Below are 19,651 nucleotides of genomic sequence, written 5' to 3' on the forward strand. Positions count from 1 at the left end.
TCAAGCCTCGCCCGCCGCCGCGCGGCCGGGATAGGCCGGCGCGTCCGTGCGGGTCATGTTACGGTTCGAATCCGCGCCGGGCTCGCTGTGCCCGGCGGGAGCGCCGTGCGGATGGGTCAGGTGCGGACTGGTCTTCATCTCGTCCGGCGACTTCATCAGCGCGCCATCGGCGCCTTCGCCCGGGCGATCGTTTACCGCAGGCGCGACTTCCTGGGCACCCGCACTATGGTGCATCATGCCGTGGCCGCAGGCGGTGCCGGGCTTCACGCACATTTGCACGACGCGATCGAACAGGCCGCCCTCGACCGTGCCGAAGTGCATAGCGGGCACCTTCTCGCTCGGCTTTTCGAGCGTGAGATACTGGGCGGTATCGAGCGCCCTCGCGGAAGCCTTGGTCTTGGCGACCCACTGGTCGAAGCCCGCGGCGTCCACCGACTGGGTCGGGAAGTGCATGTAGGAGAAGCCCGCGCCGCTATAGTTGGCGCTCTGGCCCTCGAAGGTGCCGACGCGGTTCATCACCGCGTGGAGCTTCGTTTCCATGCCCGGCATCGTGTAGATCATGCCCGCCAGCGCCGGCACGTAGAAGGTGTTCATCACGCTCGACGAGGTCAGGCGGAAACGCACCTGGCGATCGGCCGGAAGCACCAGCTCGTTGACCGTGGCGACGCCCTGCTCGGGATAGATGAACAGCCACTTCCAGTCGAGCGAGACGACCTGGATCTCCAGCGGCTTCTGGTCCGCCGGGATCGGCTTGCCCGGCGCGATGCGGTCCAGCGGACGATACGGGTCCAGCTGGTGCGTCGTGAGCCAGGTCAGCGCGCCGAGCGCGATGATGATCAGCAGCGGTGCCGACCAGATCACCAGCTCGATCCGGGTGGAGTGATCCCAGTCCGGAGCGTACTCCGACTCGGTGTTGCTCGCGCGATACTTGATCGCGAAAACCACCGTCAGGACCATCACCGGCACGATGATGAGCAGCATCAAAAACACCGACCAGAGGATCAGGTCGGCCTGCTGCCGTGCAACATCGCCGGATGGATTCATCACGACAAGGTCGCACCCGCCGAGGATCAGCGGGGCAGCGAGGGTAGCGATCAGGGCCGTCGGCCTGAGGGCACGACGGAACGGGGTCATGGATCGAAACATAGCGGCCGCGAGTTAGGAGGGGTTGTGCGGGTGCGAAATAGGACAATTTGTCCCATGGCTGCAACCCGAGAGTTTCCCTAGGTGCTTTCCCCAAAGCTTTGCGGTAGACATATCCCTATGGCCAATGCTCAGCTTGGTTCGACGCAGATCGAACATGACGCCCGCCTGATCAACACCTCGCACGGTGACGATCACCTCCGCCCCGGCGATATCGCCATCGGCGTGATCATCGGGCGAACATCCGAGTTTTTCGACTTCTTCGTCTACGCGATCGCCTCGGTGCTGGTCTTCCCGGCGCTGGTGTTCCCCTACATGGACCGGGTTAGCGGCACGCTCTGGTCGTTCGCCCTCTTCCCGCTTGCGTTCATCGCTCGTCCTATCGGCACGCAGATCTTCATGCGCGTTGACCGCCGTCATGGACGCGGGGCGAAGCTCACCCTGGCGCTGTTCCTGCTCGGCACCGCGACGGTGACCATGGCGTTCCTGCCCGGCTACGAGCAGGTCGGTATCTGGTCGGCGATCCTGCTGGCGGCGCTCCGCGTGCTGCAGGGCCTCGCCCTCGGCGGCGCCTGGGACGGCCTCGCCTCGCTGCTGGCGCTGAATGCCCCGCCCTCGCGTCGTGGCTGGTACGCCATGGTGCCGCAGCTCGGTGCCCCCCTCGGACTGATGGTAGCGAGCGGCCTGTTCGCCTATTTCATCAGCGCACTCGACTCGGCCGACTTCATGAGCTGGGGCTGGCGCTATCCGTTCTTCGTGGCCTTCGCGCTCAACGTGGTCGCGCTGTTCGCCCGCCTGCGCATGGTCGTGGCACCCGAATATGTGAAGCTGTTCGAGAGCCGCGAACTGACCCCCTCGCGCGTCACCGCGACGATCAAGGCGCAGTGGCGCAACATCATCATCGGCGCCTTCGCACCGCTGGCGAGCTTCGCGCTGTTCCACATGGTCACGGTGTTCCCGCTCTCCTGGATCGCGCTCTACACCAACGAGGACCTCACCCGCTTCCTGCTGATCGAAGTCGGTGCGGCTGCCTGCGGCGTCGTCGCGATCGTGATCTCGGGTATCCTTGCCGATCGCATTGGTCGCCGTTCGCTGCTCGGCTATACCGCCGCCGCGATCGCCGCCTATTCGGGCTTTGCGCCGCAGTTGCTCGAAAAGGGCAATGCGGGCGAGACGGTGTTCATGGTGCTCGGCTTCATCCTGCTCGGCTTGGCCTTCGGCCAGTCCTCGGGTGCGGTCGCAAGCAACTTCCCGAAGCGCGCTCGCTACACCGGCGCGGCGCTGACCTCTGACCTCGCCTGGCTGTTCGGTGCCGGCTTCGCCCCGCTGGGCGCGCTGCTGCTGGCCGCCAACTGGGGGGTGATCGCCTCGGGCCTGTACCTGCTCTCGGGCGCTGCCGGCACGCTGATCGCGCTGTTCTTCAACAAGGAACTCGGTCGCCGTCTCGACTGACCTCGGCGCGGCTTGCCTAAGCCACGCGCGACCTTCAAAGGCCTCCTGTCCGCACCCGCGTTCAGGAGGCCTTTTGCATGACGTCCCCCACCGGCATCGCCCCCACTGGTATTGAACGCCTGGTCGCCATCATGGAGCGGCTGCGCGACCCTGAGCGCGGCTGCGAATGGGACGTGGCGCAGACCTTCGAGACGATCGCGCCCTACACGATCGAGGAAGCCTATGAGGTGGCCGACGCGATCGAGCGCGGCGACATCGCCGAGCTGAAGGACGAACTGGGCGACCTGCTGCTGCAGGTGGTGTTCCACGCCCGCATCGCCGAGGAAGCCGGCCAGTTCGCGCTCGCCGACGTGGTCACCTCGATCAGCGACAAGATGGAGCGCCGCCATCCGCACATCTTCGGCGACGTCGCCGAGGGCGGCCACCATCTCTGGGAAGTCATCAAGGCAGAGGAGCGCGGCGCCAAGGGGGCGTCGAGCGCGCTCGATGGCGTGGCGATCGGCCTCCCCGCCCTGCTCCGCGCCGAGAAGCTCCAGAAGCGCGCGGCGCGGACCGGGTTCGACTGGCCCGATGCGACGGGCGCGCGGGCGAAGATCCTGGAGGAACTGGAGGAAGTCGAGACCGCCGAGAATGACGCGCACCGTGCCGAGGAGGTGGGCGACCTGCTCTTCGCGGTGGTGAACTATGCCCGCAAGCTGGGGGTGGAGCCCGAGGCGGCATTGCGGGCGGCGAACGCAAAGTTCGAGGGGCGGTTCAAGGCAATGGAGGAGCGCGCCGGCGAGGCGTTCGTGGGACTCGACCTGGAGGGCAAGGAAGCGCTCTGGCAAGAGGTGAAGCGGGGGTGATGGCGTAAGTCACCCTCACCCCCCCACCGCCTTCGGCGGCGGGTCCCCTCCCTCTCCCAAAGGGATAGGGCCATATTCCCTCTCCCTTTGGGAGAGGGAGGGAGCGGCGAAGCCGCGGAAGGGTGAGGGTGAGAAACCGAGCGGAGGTTACCCCCGCGTGACGAACCGCTCGTAATCGCGCGGCGCCATGCGGACTTCGTAGACCGCCTGCTCGTCCTCGATATGCTGCTCGATCACGTCGCCATGCTGGTGCAGCCATGCCGCAGCCGCGCCATCGGCGGGATCGAGCCGCAACGTGTAGCGGCGATGCCCTTCGGTGAGCCGCCCGGCGACGGCTTCCACCAGCGAGTCGACGCCCTCGCCCGTCAGCGCCGAGATCACCCGCACCTCATCGGTCCGGCGCGCAGCCATCGCCAGCGCCTCCTCGCGCTGCTCCTCGTCGAGCAGGTCGAGCTTGTTCCACGCCTCGAAGCGCGGCGTCTGCTCGGACACGCCGATTTCCTGGAGCACCTTCTCGACATCGACGCGCTGCGCCTCGGTGTCAGGATGCGCGATGTCGCGGACATGAATCAGCAGGTCGGCCGAGACCACCTCTTCCAGCGTCGCCTTGAAGGCCGCGACCAGCTGGGTCGGCAGTTCGGAGACGAAGCCCACCGTATCCGACAGGATCGCCTTGTCGATTCCCGGCAGCGAAATCTGGCGCAGCGTCGGGTCGAGCGTGGCGAACAGCAAATTTTCCGCCATCACCCCGGCACCGGTCAGCCGGTTGAACAGCGTCGACTTGCCGGCATTGGTATAGCCGACCAGCGCCACCACCGGCCAGGGCGCACGCTGTCGTCGGTCGCGGTGGAGGGTGCGGGTGCGGCTGACCTGGTCGAGCTCGCGCCGCAGCCGCGCCATGCGGTCGCGGATCAGCCGGCGATCGGCCTCGATCTGGGTTTCGCCCGGGCCACCGAGGAAGCCGAAGCCGCCGCGCTGGCGCTCGAGGTGGGTCCAGCTGCGCACCAGTCGGCCCGCCTGATAGTCGAGATGGGCGAGTTCGACCTGCAATCGCCCTTCGGCGGTACGCGCGCGCTCGCCGAAGATTTCGAGGATCAGGCCCGTCCGGTCGATCACCTTGCAGCCGAGCGCCGTCTCCAGATTGCGCTGCTGCACGGGCGTGAGGCCCGCGTCGAACACCGCAAGCTGAAGCTCGCCGTCGCGCACCGTCTCGGCCAGGGCTTCCACCTGGCCCGAGCCGATCAGCGTGCCCGGCTTGGGCTGGCGCAGTCGAACGGCAACCCGCTCGACCACGTCCACGCCGATCGCCGCGGCGAGGCCGGCCGTTTCCTCCAGCCGCGCCTCGGCGTCGCGCGAGCTTCCGCCCATGTCCGGATAGACGACGAGCGCGCGTGCGCCCCGCGCGAATTCGTCGGGGTCGCGCTCGAAACCAGTGCTCATGCGAGGATCAATCCTCGTCGCCGCCGTTGGTTTCCTCGGCGAGGTTCAGCGGGTGCGCGGGCTGTACGGTGGAAACCGCATGCTTGTAGACCAGCTGGGCCATGCCCTCGCGCTGGAGCAGCATGCAGAACAGGTCGAACGCGGCGATCTGGCCCTGCAGCATCACGCCGTTCACCAGGAACATGGTGACGTTTTCCTGCTGCTTGCGGACCGCGTTCAGGAAGATCTCCTGCAGCACCGGGTTCTTGTGCTGATATTCGCCCGCAGCCGTGAGCAGCGCGGCAAGGTCCATCGGGCCCGACGGCATGATGGTGGAAATGGCATGCTTGTAGATCAGCTGCGACTGGCCGTCGCGGCGGAGCAGCACCGAAAAATTATCGAACCAGGTGACGATCCCCTGGAGCTTGACGCCCTTGACGAGGAACATCGTCACCGGCGTCTTCGACCGGCGTAGTGAGTTGAGGAACAGGTCCTGAAGCGAAGTCTGCTTCTCTGCCATATGGTGGCTCCATTTATTCTTGGCGGGATTTGTCCCGCGGTGCGCCGTTCCCGGCGTCAGGGTCGGCGCCACCCCGGCGCCGGGATCCAATCTAGGGGCTTGTGGCGCTTCCGTCCATAGCTCCGCTGCGGCCGGTTCGGGACAGGATTGCGTCGCACTTCCGCCAAGTTCCGCTGGTGCAATGAACAGCATTTGGGGGAGAAGGCCATGCTCAGGATCGTCGGTGCGATTGTTCTCGTGTGCGCAGCAACGGCGTCGCCACAGGATGCGGGTTCAACCGACGACGAGATCGTCGTGACCGGCAGCAGCCGCGACTACAAGCTGACCGGCGAAGAATTTGCCGCGGCCTTGAAGGCCTTTCGCAAGTATCGGCCGTCCTTCGCACGCGATAGCGGGCTCTGGTTCGAGGTTTCGGCACGCGGCGGGGATCCATCGCTCACGGGTGTGCAACTGGCATTGACCGACGGGCGGGCCCGCCTCCCGCTGGCGATGGGCACCGATCACCGCATCCGAATCCCGGACCTCGCCGGCGAAGGCTGGCGCCTCGTTCATGCCGGCCGGCCGGCGCCGATCCGGATCCGCCCTTGGGTGGTCTCCCCGCGAACCGACCCCGGTAATCTTCGCCTGGGCGACCTGCAGGTGCAATGCCGGGTCGGCTGGGCCATCGCGCGGCAGTCTGCCTCATTCATGGTCGCGGGCATGTTCGACATGATCGGCGGCTGCGCGAGCGCGAAGATCGCGCTGTACCAGGAACTGGGCCGCCCGATCGCGTCGGCAGTGCTGATCGAAGGCAGCCGACAGGCAACGGTGCCGACGTTGCACGACACCGCCCTGCGCATGCCGACCTACCTGAAGGGCTACACCTCCGAGGCGCGGCTGCGCGTCACCTATCGCTGAGGCCTGGTGCCGCTCAATCCTCGCGCGCGTCGGTGATGCCGAGCAGCTTGAGCTTGCGGTGCAGCGCCGAGCGCTCCATCCCGATGAAGCTCGCCGTGCGCGAGATGTTGCCCGAGAAGCGGCGGATCTGCACCCGCAGATATTCGCGCTCGAAGCTCTCGCGCGCTTCCTTGAGCGGCGCGCCCATGATCGCGTTGGAGGCCATGCCGCCGCCGCTGTCGTTCTGTCGACCCAGCACCTCGGGGGGCAGCAGGTCGACGTCGATCCGGCCGATCCGGTCGCCGGGCGCCAGGATCACGGTGCGCTCGACGACGTTGCGCAGCTGGCGGACATTACCCGGCCAGTCATAGCTCTGCAGCGCCACCATTGCGTCGGCGGCGATCTCGGGCGTCGGCACACGCCGCTCGGAGGCATAGTGCGCCACATAATGCTCGACCAGCGCGGGGATGTCCTCGCGGCGATCGGTCAGCGCCGGGATCGGCACCGGCACCACGTTGAGCCGGTAATAGAGGTCCTCGCGGAAGCGGCCCGCGGCGATCTCCGCCATGAGGTCGCGGGCGGTGGCCGAGACGACGCGGACGTCCACCTTCACCACGCGGGTGCCGCCGACGCGGCTGAAACTCTGGTCGGTGAGCACGCGCAGGATCCGCGCCTGGGTGGCAACCGGCATGTCGGCGATCTCGTCGAGGAACAGCGTGCCGCCATGCGCCTGTTCGAGCAGGCCGGGGCGGACGAGGTCGCCGCTTTCCTCGACGCCGAACAGTTCGTCGTCGACCCGGTCGGGCGTCATCCGCGCGGCACTGACGATCACGAAGGGCGCGTCGGCGCGCTGGCTCCAGCCATGGAGCAGCCGTGCGGCGACTTCCTTGCCGACGCCCGCACCGCCGGTGATCAGCACCCGGCTGCCGGTCGAGGCGACGCGCTTGAGGGTGGCGCGCACCGTGTTGATCGCGGTCGAGGTGCCCTGCAGGTCGGTCCCCCGCCCCGTCACCGCGCGCAGCGAGGCGACTTCGCGACGCAGCCGCTCGGTCTCCGTCGCACGCGCCACCATCAGCAGCAGCCGCTCGGCCTCGAAGGGCTTCTCGATGAAGTCGGAGGCGCCGCGGCGGATCGCCGCCACGGCGGTGTCCAGATTGCCATGGCCCGAGATGACCAGCACCGGGATCGAGGGATCGCGCCGCTTGATCTCGTCGAGCAGTTCCAGCCCGTCGAGCCGCGAGCCCTGCAGCCACACGTCGAGCAGCACCAGGCTAGGCCGGCGCTCGGCGATGGCCTCCAGTGCCGAGTCGCTGTCGGCGGCGTTGCGGGTGGCGTACCCCTCGTCCTCCAGCACGCCGGCTACCAGTTCGCGGATGTCGCGCTCGTCGTCGACGACGAGAATGTCCAGGCTCATGTTCTGCTTCCGATCCGGGTGAGCATGGCCGGGCGCGCGTCCTTCGCGTCGTCCGGCGTCTCCGTGAGTGCGACGCTGGCGAGCATCGCGGTATCGAAGCACAGCGTCACGAGCGTGCCGCCGCCGGGGCGGTCGGCAAAGCCGATCGTGCCGCAATGTTCTTCGACGATCTTCTTGACGATGGCGAGGCCCAGCCCGGTACCCCGGCTGCGCGTCGTCATATAGGGCTCGACGATCCGGTCACGCTCGACCGGCAGACCGACGCCGTTGTCGCCAAGGGTGAGGATAAGCTTGTCGTCGCCCTCGGGCTGGATGGTGAGATGCACCTCGCCCTGCGGCAGCTCCGCCCCCTGCCCCGCCGCCTCGTTGCGCGCCTCGATCGCTTCCACGGCGTTCTTGACGACATTGGTCAGCGCCTGGCCGATCTGGCGGCGGTCGCATACCAGCGAGGGGGCGGGGTCGGGCGCGTCGAGCGTGAAGCGCAGCGCCGGATGCGCGACTTCGTGCAGGAACATCGCCTGGCGGGCGATGTCGAGCAGCGACTCGCGGCGGAACATCGGCTTGGGCATCCGCGCGAAGGACGAGAATTCGTCGACCATCCGCCGCAGATCGCCGACCTGGCGGACGATCGTCTCGGTCAGCCGCGCGAACACGCCATCGCTCTGGTCGACCTGCTTGCCATAGCGGCGCTGGAGGCGTTCGGCCGCGAGCTGGATCGGGGTGAGCGGGTTCTTGATCTCGTGCGCAATGCGGCGGGCGACGTCCGCCCAGGCGGCGCGGCGCTGGTCGTTGAGCTGCTGGGTGATGTCGTCGAAGGTGAGCACCTGACCGCCCTCGTCGCTAGTGACCTTCACCGCCAGCGTCCGGGCTTCACTGCCGCTGGCGATCTGCACGATCCCCTCGCGCTCGCCGCTGGCCAGCATCGTCTCCAGCTCGGGGGCGAGCGCCTCCAGCGGCTGGCCGACCGGTTGCTCGGCGGCGTTGCGCAGCAGCGCGATCGCCGAGGCATTGATCAGCCGCACGCGATGGTCGCCGCCGATCGCGATCACGCCCGCCGACACACCCGACAGCACCGCCTCGATCAGCGCGCGGCGGCTGTCGAGCTGGGCGTTGGCGGTGACCAGCGCGTTGGTCTGGTCCTGCAGCCGCTCGGTCATGCTGTTGAAGGCGATGCCGAGCGTGGCGATCTCGTCGATCCGCTCCGGCGTGGGCACCCGCGCGCTGAGGTCGCCGTCCGCCACCTGCCCCGCCGCCTGGACGAGCTGGTCGACCGGGCGCACAAGCCGATCCGCGACGGCCAGCGCGATCCAGGTGGCGATGCCGACGATCAGCAGCGCGACCCCGAACAGCACGGCGTTGAACTGCAGCTGGAGCGAGCGCGACCGAGCGATCAGCGCGGTATATTCGTGGCCGATCCGATCCGAGGCCAGATTCTGCCGGTTGAGGAAGTCTACATTGTTCGGCGTGGCGACATAGAGGAACAGGTTCGCCGAGCGGTCGACCGGGGTCACCACCCACACCACCTCGGAGTCGTAGTTGATATAGCTGTCCTCGTCGCGCAGCACCTTCAGCACCTTGCCCGAGACGCGGCGGGTGAAGGTCGGCGAAGAGGGCGCCTCATAGGCGTAGAGCGCCTCGACCCGCTTGCCGTCTATCACGCGGAACAGCACCGATTGATAAAACTGGCGGAAATAGGTCTGGCGGAGGAACCAGTCCTCGAACACAGGCGAGCGCTCCGGCACCTTGGGCGCGGTTTCGAGCATGTCGCTCACCATCTGCCGTGCCTCGCTCTTCCAGCGCTGGATGACCAGCGCCTTGCCTTCATTGGCCAGCGCCTGGGTGGAAGTGAGGGCGGCGCGCGCCCGCTCCGATCCCCAGAGCTGAATGCCCGACTGGAACATGATCGAGGCCGCAATCACCGCGAGCACGATCGGCACGCTCGCCATCAGCGAGAACACTGCGACCAGCCGGACGTGCAGCCGTCCCCCGCCCGCCAGCGCCGAGCGCGCGGTTCGCTGGAGTGCGATCCGCCGCCCGATCAACACGATCAGGGCGACATAGGGGAGCAGGTTGATCAGCAGCAGCGCCGCGGCGACGCCCGGGCTGAACAATTGCTGGTTCGATTGATGCCGGACGAACCAGTAGGTGATGACGGGGGTGGCGACGGCCAGCGCGACCACCAGCATCTCGACCAGCCGAAACGCCCGTCCGGGGCGCGACCAATCTTCAGGGCTATCGAGACTCGTTGGAGCTACGGCGACCATTACCCCCTGTGTACACGGGGATTGTGGCCAAAAGAACACATAATATTGCCCTATTGTCACTCACACGCATCGGTTCGCCGCAGATCGCGTGTCTCAGCTGGTCGGATCGTCCCCTCGCGTCGCGATCCCCAGCGTATCCAGACGCTTGCGCAGCGTGTTCCGGTTGATCCCCAGCGCCCGCGCCGCGCGCAGCTGGTTCTGCTGGTGCCGCGCGAGCATCATCTCGATCAGCGGACGCTCCACCTCGCTGATGATCCGGTCGTAGAGCGTGCCGTCGTCGAGCGCGCGCGGCTCCTCCAGCGCGATCCGCTCCAGCCGGGCACGGATCGCCGCCTCGATCCCGGCATCGCGGGCGACGGGCAGCACGCCGCCGCCGTCGCCCAGCGCCCGGCGCAGTGCTGCGGCATCGATCCATTCGTCGCGCGAGAGCGCGGCGATGCGGCGCATCAGGTTCTCGAGTTCGCGGACATTGCCCGGCCAGTCGAGCGTCTCGAGCAGCGCCACCGCATCCTTGTCGAGCTGCTTGCGCGGCAGCCCGTCCTCGGCGGCGCGGTCGAGGAAGTGGCGGGCGAGCAGCGGAATATCCTGACGGCGCTCGCGCAGGGCCGGCAGGCTGATCGGCACGACGTTGAGCCGGTAGAACAGATCCTCGCGAAACTGGCCGAGTTGCACCAGCTGCGCCAGGTCCTTGTTGGTCGCCGCGACGATGCGGACGTCCGCGCGGATCGTCCGCGCGCCGCCCACGGTGGTGAATTCGCCCGACTGCAGCACGCGGAGCAGCCGCGTCTGCGCGTCCATCGGCATGTCGCCGATCTCGTCGAGGAACAGCGTGCCGCCCGCCGCCTGCTCGAACTTGCCGGCGACGCGCGCCTGGGCGCCGGTGAAGGCGCCGCGTTCATGGCCGAACAGCTCGGCTTCGATCAGCTCGCGCGGGATCGCGGCCATGTTGAGCGCCACGAACGGCGCGCGACGGCGGGGCCCGAGATCATGGATCGCCTTGGCGACCAGCTCCTTGCCGGTCCCCGACTCGCCGCTGATTAGCACGGTGAGATCGTTGGAGACGACGCGGGCGATCACCCGGTATACCTCCTGCATCGCCGGCGAGCGGCCGATCAGCGACGGGCCGCCGGTCTGCTCCGCATCGGTTTGATCGGCGGGGCGACGGCGGCCGCGCGCCATCGCGCTCTGCACCGCATGGGTCAACGCATCGAGGTCGAACGGCTTGGGAAGATAGTCGAAGGCGCCGACTTCGGTGGCGCGGACCGCCGTCGCCAGCGTGTTCTGGGCGGAGAAGACGATTACCGGCAGCGTGGGATGCTCGGCCATCAGCCCGGAGACGACGTCCAGCCCGTTGCCGTCGGGCAGCACCACGTCGGTCACCAGCACGTCGGGCACGCCGGTGGTGAGCGCGCGGCGCAGCTCGGCGACGCTGGCGGCGGTGGCGACGCGGTGCCCCTCGCGCTTGAGCGCGGCGGCAACCACGGTGCGAATCGCGGCGTCGTCATCGACGACCAGAACCGAGCCCGGCGTCATGCCGCGGCTCGCGGCAACAGGATGCGGAACACTGTGACCTCCGGTTCGCGTTCGCGGGCATATTGGACGATCCCGCCCATGTCCCGCACCAGTTTCTCGACCAGCGGCAGCCCCAGCCCCTTTCCCTCCGGCTTGCCCGAGACGAACGGCTCGAACAGATGCTCGGCAATGTCGGCGGGGGCGCCGGGACCATTGTCCATCACGCAGATCTCGATCGGCAGCGGCCGGCGCGGCTGGCCGGGGCCCGCATTGACCGACATGCCGTGGCGAAAGGCGGTCGACAGGATGATGCGCGGCTGGGCCAGGCCCCTCAGCGCCTCGGCCGCGTTCTTGAGCAGGTTGATCAGCACCTGCAGGAAAGCATCGCGGTCGACCAGCACCGGCGGCAGCGAGGGGTCGAACCATTCCTCGATCACGATCCCGCGTGCGAACCCCGCCAGCGCCACGCGGCGACCATGGTCGAGCAGCGGGTAGATGTTGGTCGGCGCGAGGTCGAGCGGCCGGGTGTCGGTGAAGTCCTGCATCCGGTCGATCAGCGCGGCGATGCGGTCGACTTCGGTGGTGATCAGGCGGGTGAGCTCGTCGTTGGTTTCGGGATCGCCGCCGCTCTGGAGCAGCTGCGCCGCCCCGCGGATGCCGGACAGCGGGTTCTTGATCTCATGCCCCAGCATCGCCGCCGCGCCGATCGCCGCGCGCGCGCCGGCGGTGCGGTCGAGGCCGTGGTTCATCTTGCGGGCCTGGGGGGCATGATGGAGCGTCACGATCCGCCAGCCGGGATGATCGGGCACCTGGCTCTCGAGAAAATCGACGCGCAGCCGCGTGCCCCGCACCGCCTCGATCTCGGCGTCGAACGCCGCGAAACCGCGCCCGTCCCGCCGGTCGGCATAGTCCTCTGGCGGCAGCAGCACCGCGTCATAGGGCTGGCCGACCATGCTGGTCTCGCTGTGGTTGAGCAGCACCTCACAAGCGGGGTTGGCATGGGCGATGCGCCCGTCTGGATCGAGCACGAGCACCGCCACCGGCAGTGCGCCGAACAGCTCGGCGAAGCTCGGTCCCTCGACGGTCTGGGGGCGAAACCGCCTCAGGCCGCCGCGCGGGAAAGCCACGGCTCGTAGAACTCCGCCAGCATGTCGAGCACCTTCACCGGATCGACGACCTGGTTGACCTTGTTGCGGAACTCCGCCGAGCCGTGCAGCCCCTTGGTGTACCAGCCGAGATGCTTGCGCATCACGTTGACCCCGACCTCGTTGCCATAGTGGCCGAGCGTCTCGACATAATGCTCGGTGATCACGCGATATTGTTCTTCGATCGACGGCTCGGGCTTGTCGCCCTTGCCGGTCAGCGCGTCCATCACCTGGCGGAGGATCCACGGCTTGCCATAGGCGCCGCGGCCGATCATCACGCCGTCCGCGCCGGACTGCGCCAGCGCCTCGCGGGCATCGGCCACCGAGCAGATGTCGCCGTTGACGATCACCGGGATCGACACGGCATCCTTCACCCGGCGCACGAAGCTCCAGTCGGCCGACCCGCGATACATCTGGTTGCGGGTGCGGCCATGGACGGTCACCAGCTTGGCGCCGAGATCCTGCGCGATATTCGCCAGCTCGGGGGCGTTGAGGCTGTCGAGATCCCAGCCCATCCGCATCTTGACCGTCACCGGCGCCTTTACGGCATCGACACAGGCGCGAATGATCGCGCCGGCATGGTCCAGGTCGCGCATCAGCGCCGAGCCTGCGTCACCGTTGGTGACCTTGCGGACCGGGCAGCCCATGTTGATGTCGATGATCGAGGCGCCGCGATCCTCGTTGAGCTTGGCCGCCTCCGCCATCTCGTGCGGGGTGCAGCCGACGAGCTGCATCGAGACGGGCTCCTCGATCGGATCCCAGGCCGCCTTCTGCACCGATTGCCGCGTCTCGCGGATCGCGGCGGCGCTGGCGATCATCTCGGTGACGTTGAGGCCCGAGCCGAAGCGCCGCACTGCGCGCCGGAACGGCAGGTCCGTAACGCCGGTCATCGGCGCAAGCAGCACCGGGGCTTCGACCGTGACGGGGCCGATCTGGATGGGGGCGAGTTCGCGCATCAATTCTGCCTGAAAATCAGGCAGCGCATGTAGCGATCCGGGGCGCGAAGGGCAAGGTGCCCAATTCCTCGCCGGCACGGGGAGGGGGACCATTTGCGCCAGCAAATGGTGGAGGGGCCGCCGCGGCACGCGGCGGTGTCCAACGCGCGAGCTGAGTCCCGCGCCTCGCGGCGCGGCCCCTCCACCACGCGGCTGCGCCGCGCGGTCCCCCTCCCCCGTGCCGGGGAGGAATTGGGTCGGCCCTACCGCTGTCCCGCAAACTCGGCTAGGCGCTCCGCCATGACCGCGTTCAGGACCGCCGCCATCCTTGTCGCCGCCGGCAGCGGCACCCGCGCAGGTGGCAGCGTGCCCAAGCAATATGCGCTGCTCGGCGGCAAGCCGCTGCTCGCTTATGCCCATCAGGCGCTGAGCAGTCATCCCAAGATCGACGCAGTACTGACCGTGATCGGCGAAGGCCAGGAAGCGCTGCTCGAAGCGGCGCTGGGCACCACGCCCTTCGTCACCGGCGGCGCCACCCGGCGCGAGTCGGTGCGCAACGGGCTGGAAGCGTTGCTCGCCGGCGGCTTCACCCATGTCCTGATCCACGATGCCGCCCGGCCCTTCCTCGCGGCTCGGGTGATCGACGATTTGCTGACGAGCCTAGGCACTACCGGCGGGGCGATCCCTGCCCTCCCCGTCGCCGACACGCTGGTCCGCGGCGAAGGCGAACTGATCGGCGACACCGTGCCGCGCGACGCTCTTTACCGCGTCCAGACCCCACAGGCCTTTGCTTTCGACGCCATTCTCGATGCGCACCGCCGCTGGCCCGCCGAGGTGGACGCGACCGACGACGCGCAGATGCTGCGCGCGATCGGCGGCCAGGTCGCGCTCGTCCCCGGAGACCCGATGCTCGAAAAGATCACCCATCCCGCAGATTTCGCCGCCGCCGAGACGCGGCTGGCCGCCGCCATGCGCGTCCGCACCGCGACCGGCTATGATGTCCACCGCTTCGCGGAGGGCGAGGCGCTGTGGCTCGGCGGCGTGCGTATCCCCCACAGCAAGGGCCTGTCCGGGCATAGCGACGCGGACGTGGCGCTCCACGCGATCACGGATGCGCTGCTCGGCACGATCGGCGCAGGCGATATCGGCATGCATTTTCCGCCCAGCGACCCGCAGTGGCGCGGCGCGGCCTCGGCCCGCTTCCTCGAACATGCCGCCTCGCTGGTCGCATCCGAAGGCGGCATCCTCGACTTCATCGACGTGACGCTGATCTGCGAGGCGCCCAAGATCGGCCCGCACCGCGAGGCGATCCGCGCCTCGATCGCCGCGATCCTCGGTCTCGATCCGGGGCAGGTGAGCGTGAAGGCGACCACCACCGAACGCCTGGGTTTCACCGGCCGCGGCGAGGGCATGGCGGCGCAGGCTGTCGCAACCGTACGCGTACCTGCAAGGAACTGACTCGTAACACCCTTCATCCAATGGCAAGGGGGCGCCGTTATGGACACGATTCTTCCCACCGAGCTCGTAGAAGCCGCGCGTAAGGTCATCGACGCAAACCGCGCCGCCGGCCGCCGCGTCGCCGTTGCCGAGAGCTGCACCGGCGGCCTGGTCTCCGCCGCGCTGACCGAATTGCCGGGTTCGTCCGACGTCTTCGACGCCGGCTTCGTCACCTATTCCAACGATGCCAAGATGGACGTGCTGAAGGTGAGCCTCGACGTGCTCGAAACCTTCGGCGCCGTCTCGATCGCGGTTGCCTGGAGCATGGCGCAGGGCGTGCTGGAGCGCACCAAGGCCGATGTCGCCGTCGCCATCACCGGCATCGCCGGCCCTGGCGGGGCGACCGAAAACAAGCCGGTGGGCACCGTCGTGTTCGCCCAGGCGATCCGCGGCGCCGATCCCAAGCACGTCGTCGCCGACGCGCGCCATTTCGAGGATAACGGCCGCGGCGGCATCCGCCTTCAGGCGGCGTTGTGCGCGCTCGACCTGTTGATGCCGTCGCCCGAAGTGCCGGTCGAGGAACCCGAAGCCGCATAAAGCTTCGCCGCGCGCTCCTCGAACGCACCGATCATCTTGCGGAGCGCGCGGTCGAACACCTGGCCGGCCAGCATCTCGAACACCCGGTTCTTGAACGCGAAGTCGACGCAGAAATCGACATAGCAACCGCCCTGCCCGTCCGGCCGGAACTTCCAGTCGTTCGACAGATGCTTGAGCGGCCCATCGACATATTCGACATGAACGGTCTCGGGCCGCGCCTTGGTGACGCGCGAGGTGAAGGTCTCGCGCAGCCCCTTGAAGCCGACGATCATGTCGGCCACGACCTGGGTGTCGCTCGACGAGCGGACGCGCATCGCGCTCACCCAGGGCAGGAACTCGGGGTAGCGCGCGACGTCGGCGACCAGATCGAACATCTGTTCCGGCGAGTAAGGAAGCTGCCGGGTTTCGCTGTGCTTGGGCATCAGGCCTTGGCGCTCGCCTTCGCCAGCTTGGCCTCGCGGGCCGCGCGCATTTCGGCGAAATCCTCGCCGGCGTGGTAGCTGGAACGCGTGAGCGGGGTCGATGCAACCTGCAGGAAGCCCTTGGCACGGGCGATCGCGCCGTACGCCTGGAAATTCTGCGGCGTCACGAACTCCTCGACCTTGGCGTGCTTCGGCGTCGGCTGGAGATACTGGCCCATGGTCAGGAAATCGATGTCGGCCGAGCGCATGTCGTCCATCACCTGGTGCACTTCCAGGCGTTGCTCGCCCAGGCCCAGCATGATGCCCGACTTGGTGAAGATCGACGGATCGAGCCGCTTCACCGTCTCCAGCAGGCGCAGCGACGCGTAGTAGCGCGCGCCCGGGCGGATCATCGGATAGAGCCTGGGGACCGTCTCCAGATTGTGGTTGTACACGTCCGGGCGCGCCGCGACGATCGCCTCGACGGCAGCCTCGTGCTTGTTGCGGAAATCGGGCGTCAGGATCTCGATCGTGGTAGTCGGGCTCGCCTTGCGGATCGCCTCGATCACCTTGACGAACTGGCTCGCACCCCCGTCGGGCAGGTCGTCGCGGTCCACCGAGGTGATGACGATGTGCTCCAGGCCCATCTGCACCGCCGCCTCGGCGACGTGCTGGGGCTCGAGCGGATCGACCTTGCGCGGCATGCCGGTCTTGACGTTGCAGAAGCGGCAGGCGCGCGTGCAGACGTCGCCCAGGATCATCACCGTCGCGTGTTTCTTGGTCCAGCACTCGCCGATATTCGGACAGGCGGCTTCCTCGCAAACCGTCGTGAGGTTCTTGGAGCGCATCAGCGCACGGGTCTTGGCGAACCCTTCGGACGTGGGCGCCTTGACGCGGATCCAATCGGGCTTGCGGAGGCGTTCGGGCCGGGCCAGCGGAGTCTGCTCGTTCATGGGGGGCAGATAGAGCGCCCGAACGCGTTTCGCCAGTCCCGGAAATTGCGCATGGGGTTGCACGGAGCGTAAGCGGCGCGTGAACGTTGGGGCGGTCGACAAGAGCAAAAAGGATGGATAGGCGAAACGAATGGCTGGATTCGACGCACTCCTCAGCGGCTATCGCCGCTTCCGCAACGAAGGCTGGAGCACCCAGCGCGCCCGCTGGGCCGAGCTGTCCGAAGGGCAGAGCCCCAAGGTGATGGTGATCGCCTGCTCCGACAGCCGGGTCGACCCGGCGCAGATCTTCGATACTTCGCCCGGCGAGATCTTCGTGGTGCGCAACGTCGCGAATCTTGTGCCGCCCTTCGAGATGGGCGGCGGTCGTCACGGCGTGTCGGCGGCGCTGGAGTTCGCGGTGACGCAGCTCGAAGTGCCCGAGATCGTGGTGATGGGGCACGGCGCCTGCGGCGGCGCGCATGCGGCGCTCACCCAGCGCTTCGCCGATGCCGAGAATGGCGAAGGCGGGTTCATCGCCCATTGGGTCGACATGCTGGATGGCGCCCGCGAGAAGATCGTGGCGGAGCATGGCGAGGGCCCGGCAGCGGTGCGCGCGATGGAACAGGAGACCGTCCGCGTCTCGATCCGCAACCTGCGCACCTTCCCCTTCGTCGCCGAGCGCGAGGCCGCGGGCACACTGAAGATCCACGGCGCGTATTTCGCGATCGCCGACGGCGTGCTGCACGTAATGGGCGACGACGGGATGTTCGCGGCGGCGTAGCGTCTAAACTCCTCCCCGGCACGGGGAGGGGGACCGCCGCCGAAGGCGGTGGTGGAGGGGCCGCGCCGGAGGCGCGGTCTTCCGGGAGCTTCAGGTCCTACCGCCGCTGGCGCGGCGGCCCCTCCACCATGCTGCGCATGGTCCCCCTCCCCGTTCCGGGGAGGAATTTAGGGTCAGAACTTACCCAGCGCTTCGGTCGCCACCTTCAACACTTCCGGGTCGAGCTCCGGCGGCACCATCGGCACGTGCTTCTCCAGTTGCTCGGCGATGGCGGTCAGCGCCGCGATCCGTGCGGCCTTCTTGTTGTTGCCGTCGATCACCGTCCAGCGCGCGTGCGGGGTGTCGGTCTCGTGGAACATCTCGTGCATCGCATCGAGATAATCGGCCCGGCGCGCACGGTTGCGGAAATCGTCCATGCCGGTCTTCCAGCGCTTCCACGGATGGGTCAGCCGGTCGCGGAGGCGCTTGTCCTGGGTCTTCTGCGTGACGTGGAGGAAGATCTTGATCAGCGTAGCGCCGTTGTTGACCTGCTGCGCCTCGAAGTCGTTGATCTCGGCATAGCCGCGCCGCCAGTCGGTCTCGCTGGCATAGCCCTCGACCCGTTCGACCAGCACACGGCCATACCAGGTCCGGTCGAACACCGCGATATTGTGCTGCGCCGGCAGTCGCTGCCAGAAGCGCCAGAGGAAATGGTGCGCGAGCTCTTCCTGGGTCGGCGCGGAAATCGGCCAGACCTCATAATAGCGGGGGTCCCATTCGGCAGTGAGGCGCTTGATCACCCCGCCCTTCCCTGCCGCATCCCAGCCCTCCAGCGCAATGATCGCGCGGCGCTTGTGGATGATGTGCGCGGTCTGGATATGGCTCAGCCGCTTCTGCAGCTTGGCGAGTTCGGTTTCATAATCGCCGTCGAAATGGTCGCCGGCCTCGTAGTCGGAAAGATCGATGGTCATGGGGCTGCTCAACGCGGCGCGGCGATCAAGGCTGCATCGACTCGATTGGCGAGCGGCCGGCCGCCTTCAAAATCGGCGATGCTGGCCAGCGTCGTCTCGGCGATTGCCGCCAGCGCTTCTTCGGTAAGGAAGGCCTGATGGCCGGTCACGAGCACGTTGGGGAAAGTGAGCAGCCGCTGGAACTGGTCATCGGCGATGATCTCGTTGGAGAGGTCCTCGAAGAACAGGTCGGCCTCCTGCTCATAGACATCGAGCGCCACTGCCCGAATCTTACGCGCCTTGAGCCCGTCGATCAGCGCGGCCGTGTCGATCAGCGCGCCGCGACTGGTGTTGACGATCACCAGTCCGTCTCGCGCCTCCGCGATCACCTGTGCGTCGATCAGGCGGTGCGTATAGGGCGTCAGCGGACAATGCAGCGTGACGATCTCGACGCTGCGCAGCAGCTCCTCTCGGGCCACGTAGCGGACGCCGATCGCTTCCAGTTCGGGGTCCGCATGAAGGTCGCTCGCCAGCACGGTGCAGCCGAACCCGGCCCGCAACGCCCGGGCGACCAGCGCGCCGATCTTGCCGGTGCCGACGACGCCGACGGTGCGCCCGTGGAGGTTGCGACCGATCAGCCCGTCGAGCGCGAAATTATTCTCCCGCACCCGCGACCAGGCACGCGGGATCTGGCGGTCCACCGCCAGCAGCAGCCCGACGGTGAACTCCGCCACCGCGTGCGGCGAATAGGCGGGCACCCGCACCACGGCAATGCCCAGCCGCTCGGCCGCGAGGAGATCGACATTGTTGAACCCGGCGCAACGCAGCGCCACCAGCCGCACGCCAACCTTGGCCAGCGCTTCCAGCACCGTCCCATCGACGCCGTCATTGACGAACACGCACACCGCCTCGTGCCCCGCCGCCAGCGTGGCGGTCAGCGCATCGAGGCGGGGTTCGAGGAAGGTCAGGTCGTGCCCGAAGCGGGCGTTCGCTTCGGAAAGGAAGCGGCGGTCATAGGCCTTGGTGTTGAACACCGCGACTCGCATGAC

The 19,651-nt window shown here is 67.8% G+C and carries 18 protein-coding genes; 6 read left to right on the forward strand and 12 right to left on the reverse strand.

Annotation, left to right across the window (positions count from 1 at the left end; genetic code table 11):
* Window positions 1–1,134, reverse strand: coding sequence for a ubiquinol oxidase subunit II (gene cyoA, locus BM009_RS00260; RefSeq protein WP_093292606.1), 1,134 nt, complete (start codon window positions 1,132–1,134; stop codon window positions 1–3).
* Window positions 1,135–1,263: 129 nt separating this feature from the next.
* Here cyoA and BM009_RS00265 point away from each other — a divergent pair, with 129 nt between their 5' ends.
* Both BM009_RS00265 and mazG read left to right on the forward strand, forming a co-directional pair.
* Entirely contained in the window at window positions 1,264–2,595 is a 1,332-nt protein-coding gene (locus BM009_RS00265; RefSeq protein ID WP_093292608.1) for an MFS transporter, read from the forward strand.
* A 77-nt stretch (window positions 2,596–2,672) separates the two neighbouring features.
* Window positions 2,673–3,440, forward strand: coding sequence for a nucleoside triphosphate pyrophosphohydrolase (gene mazG, locus BM009_RS00270; protein ID WP_093292610.1), 768 nt, complete (start codon window positions 2,673–2,675; stop codon window positions 3,438–3,440).
* 147 nt (window positions 3,441–3,587) lie between these two features.
* Here the strand turns inward: mazG and hflX are convergent, their stop codons facing one another.
* Both hflX and hfq read right to left on the reverse strand, forming a co-directional pair.
* Entirely contained in the window at window positions 3,588–4,880 is a 1,293-nt protein-coding gene (gene hflX, locus BM009_RS00275; protein ID WP_093292612.1) for a GTPase HflX, read from the reverse strand.
* A 7-nt stretch (window positions 4,881–4,887) separates the two neighbouring features.
* On the reverse strand, window positions 4,888–5,571 hold the full coding sequence (gene hfq, locus BM009_RS00280) for an RNA chaperone Hfq (RefSeq protein WP_093292614.1): 684 nt from the start codon (window positions 5,569–5,571) through the stop codon (window positions 4,888–4,890).
* 15 nt (window positions 5,572–5,586) lie between these two features.
* Between hfq and BM009_RS00285 the strand changes: the two genes are divergently transcribed.
* The gene (locus BM009_RS00285; protein ID WP_093292616.1) at window positions 5,587–6,276 is read left to right on the forward strand and encodes a hypothetical protein; all 690 of its coding nucleotides are present in this window, start codon (window positions 5,587–5,589) and stop codon (window positions 6,274–6,276) included.
* A 13-nt stretch (window positions 6,277–6,289) separates the two neighbouring features.
* Here BM009_RS00285 and BM009_RS00290 read toward each other — a convergent pair whose 3' ends face one another.
* The 5 genes from BM009_RS00290 to dusB form a co-directional block, all read right to left on the reverse strand.
* Window positions 6,290–7,669 carry a nitrogen assimilation response regulator NtrX gene (locus BM009_RS00290; protein WP_093292618.1) on the reverse strand — a complete coding sequence of 460 codons (1,380 nt, stop codon included), beginning with the start codon at window positions 7,667–7,669 and terminating at the stop codon, window positions 6,290–6,292.
* On the reverse strand, window positions 7,666–9,933 hold the full coding sequence (locus tag BM009_RS00295; RefSeq protein ID WP_093292620.1) for a sensor histidine kinase NtrY-like: 2,268 nt from the start codon (window positions 9,931–9,933) through the stop codon (window positions 7,666–7,668). The genes BM009_RS00290 and BM009_RS00295 overlap by 4 nt, the downstream gene beginning before the upstream one ends.
* 93 nt (window positions 9,934–10,026) lie before the next feature.
* Complete coding sequence (gene ntrC / locus BM009_RS00300; RefSeq protein WP_093292622.1) at window positions 10,027–11,466, reverse strand: nitrogen regulation protein NR(I); 1,440 nt, start codon at window positions 11,464–11,466, stop codon at window positions 10,027–10,029.
* Complete coding sequence (locus BM009_RS00305; protein WP_093292624.1) at window positions 11,463–12,572, reverse strand: two-component system sensor histidine kinase NtrB; 1,110 nt, start codon at window positions 12,570–12,572, stop codon at window positions 11,463–11,465. Before BM009_RS00305 ends, ntrC begins: the two co-directional genes overlap by 4 nt.
* Window positions 12,548–13,546, reverse strand: coding sequence for a tRNA dihydrouridine synthase DusB (gene dusB / locus BM009_RS00310; RefSeq protein ID WP_093292626.1), 999 nt, complete (start codon window positions 13,544–13,546; stop codon window positions 12,548–12,550). Before dusB ends, BM009_RS00305 begins: the two co-directional genes overlap by 25 nt.
* Before the next feature lie 279 nt (window positions 13,547–13,825).
* Here dusB and BM009_RS00315 point away from each other — a divergent pair, with 279 nt between their 5' ends.
* Complete coding sequence (locus tag BM009_RS00315; RefSeq protein WP_093292628.1) at window positions 13,826–14,983, forward strand: bifunctional 2-C-methyl-D-erythritol 4-phosphate cytidylyltransferase/2-C-methyl-D-erythritol 2,4-cyclodiphosphate synthase; 1,158 nt, start codon at window positions 13,826–13,828, stop codon at window positions 14,981–14,983.
* A 39-nt stretch (window positions 14,984–15,022) separates the two neighbouring features.
* Window positions 15,023–15,559: a CinA family protein gene (locus BM009_RS00320; RefSeq protein ID WP_093292630.1), complete on the forward strand. Its 537-nt coding sequence runs from the start codon at window positions 15,023–15,025 to the stop codon at window positions 15,557–15,559.
* On the opposite strand, the gene BM009_RS00325 is transcribed toward BM009_RS00320, so the two are convergent.
* Both BM009_RS00325 and lipA read right to left on the reverse strand, forming a co-directional pair.
* Window positions 15,484–15,981, reverse strand: coding sequence for a type II toxin-antitoxin system RatA family toxin (locus tag BM009_RS00325; protein WP_093292632.1), 498 nt, complete (start codon window positions 15,979–15,981; stop codon window positions 15,484–15,486). The genes BM009_RS00320 and BM009_RS00325 overlap by 76 nt on opposite strands.
* Window positions 15,981–16,913: a lipoyl synthase gene (lipA, locus tag BM009_RS00330; protein WP_093292634.1), complete on the reverse strand. Its 933-nt coding sequence runs from the start codon at window positions 16,911–16,913 to the stop codon at window positions 15,981–15,983. The genes BM009_RS00325 and lipA overlap by 1 nt, the downstream gene beginning before the upstream one ends.
* Window positions 16,914–17,043: 130 nt before the next feature.
* Here lipA and BM009_RS00335 point away from each other — a divergent pair, with 130 nt between their 5' ends.
* Window positions 17,044–17,673 carry a carbonic anhydrase gene (locus BM009_RS00335; protein ID WP_093292636.1) on the forward strand — a complete coding sequence of 210 codons (630 nt, stop codon included), beginning with the start codon at window positions 17,044–17,046 and terminating at the stop codon, window positions 17,671–17,673.
* A 173-nt stretch (window positions 17,674–17,846) separates the two neighbouring features.
* On the opposite strand, the gene BM009_RS00340 is transcribed toward BM009_RS00335, so the two are convergent.
* A complete protein-coding gene (locus tag BM009_RS00340) occupies window positions 17,847–18,623 on the reverse strand; it encodes a polyphosphate kinase 2 family protein (RefSeq protein WP_093292638.1) in 777 nt (258 codons plus the stop codon).
* Window positions 18,624–18,631: 8 nt separating this feature from the next.
* Window positions 18,632–19,648 carry a 2-hydroxyacid dehydrogenase gene (locus BM009_RS00345; protein WP_093292640.1) on the reverse strand — a complete coding sequence of 339 codons (1,017 nt, stop codon included), beginning with the start codon at window positions 19,646–19,648 and terminating at the stop codon, window positions 18,632–18,634.
* Window positions 19,649–19,651: the final 3 nt, after the last annotated feature.

This window comes from Sphingomonas sp. NFR04, from assembly GCF_900114095.1.
GTDB lineage: Bacteria > Pseudomonadota > Alphaproteobacteria > Sphingomonadales > Sphingomonadaceae > Sphingomonas.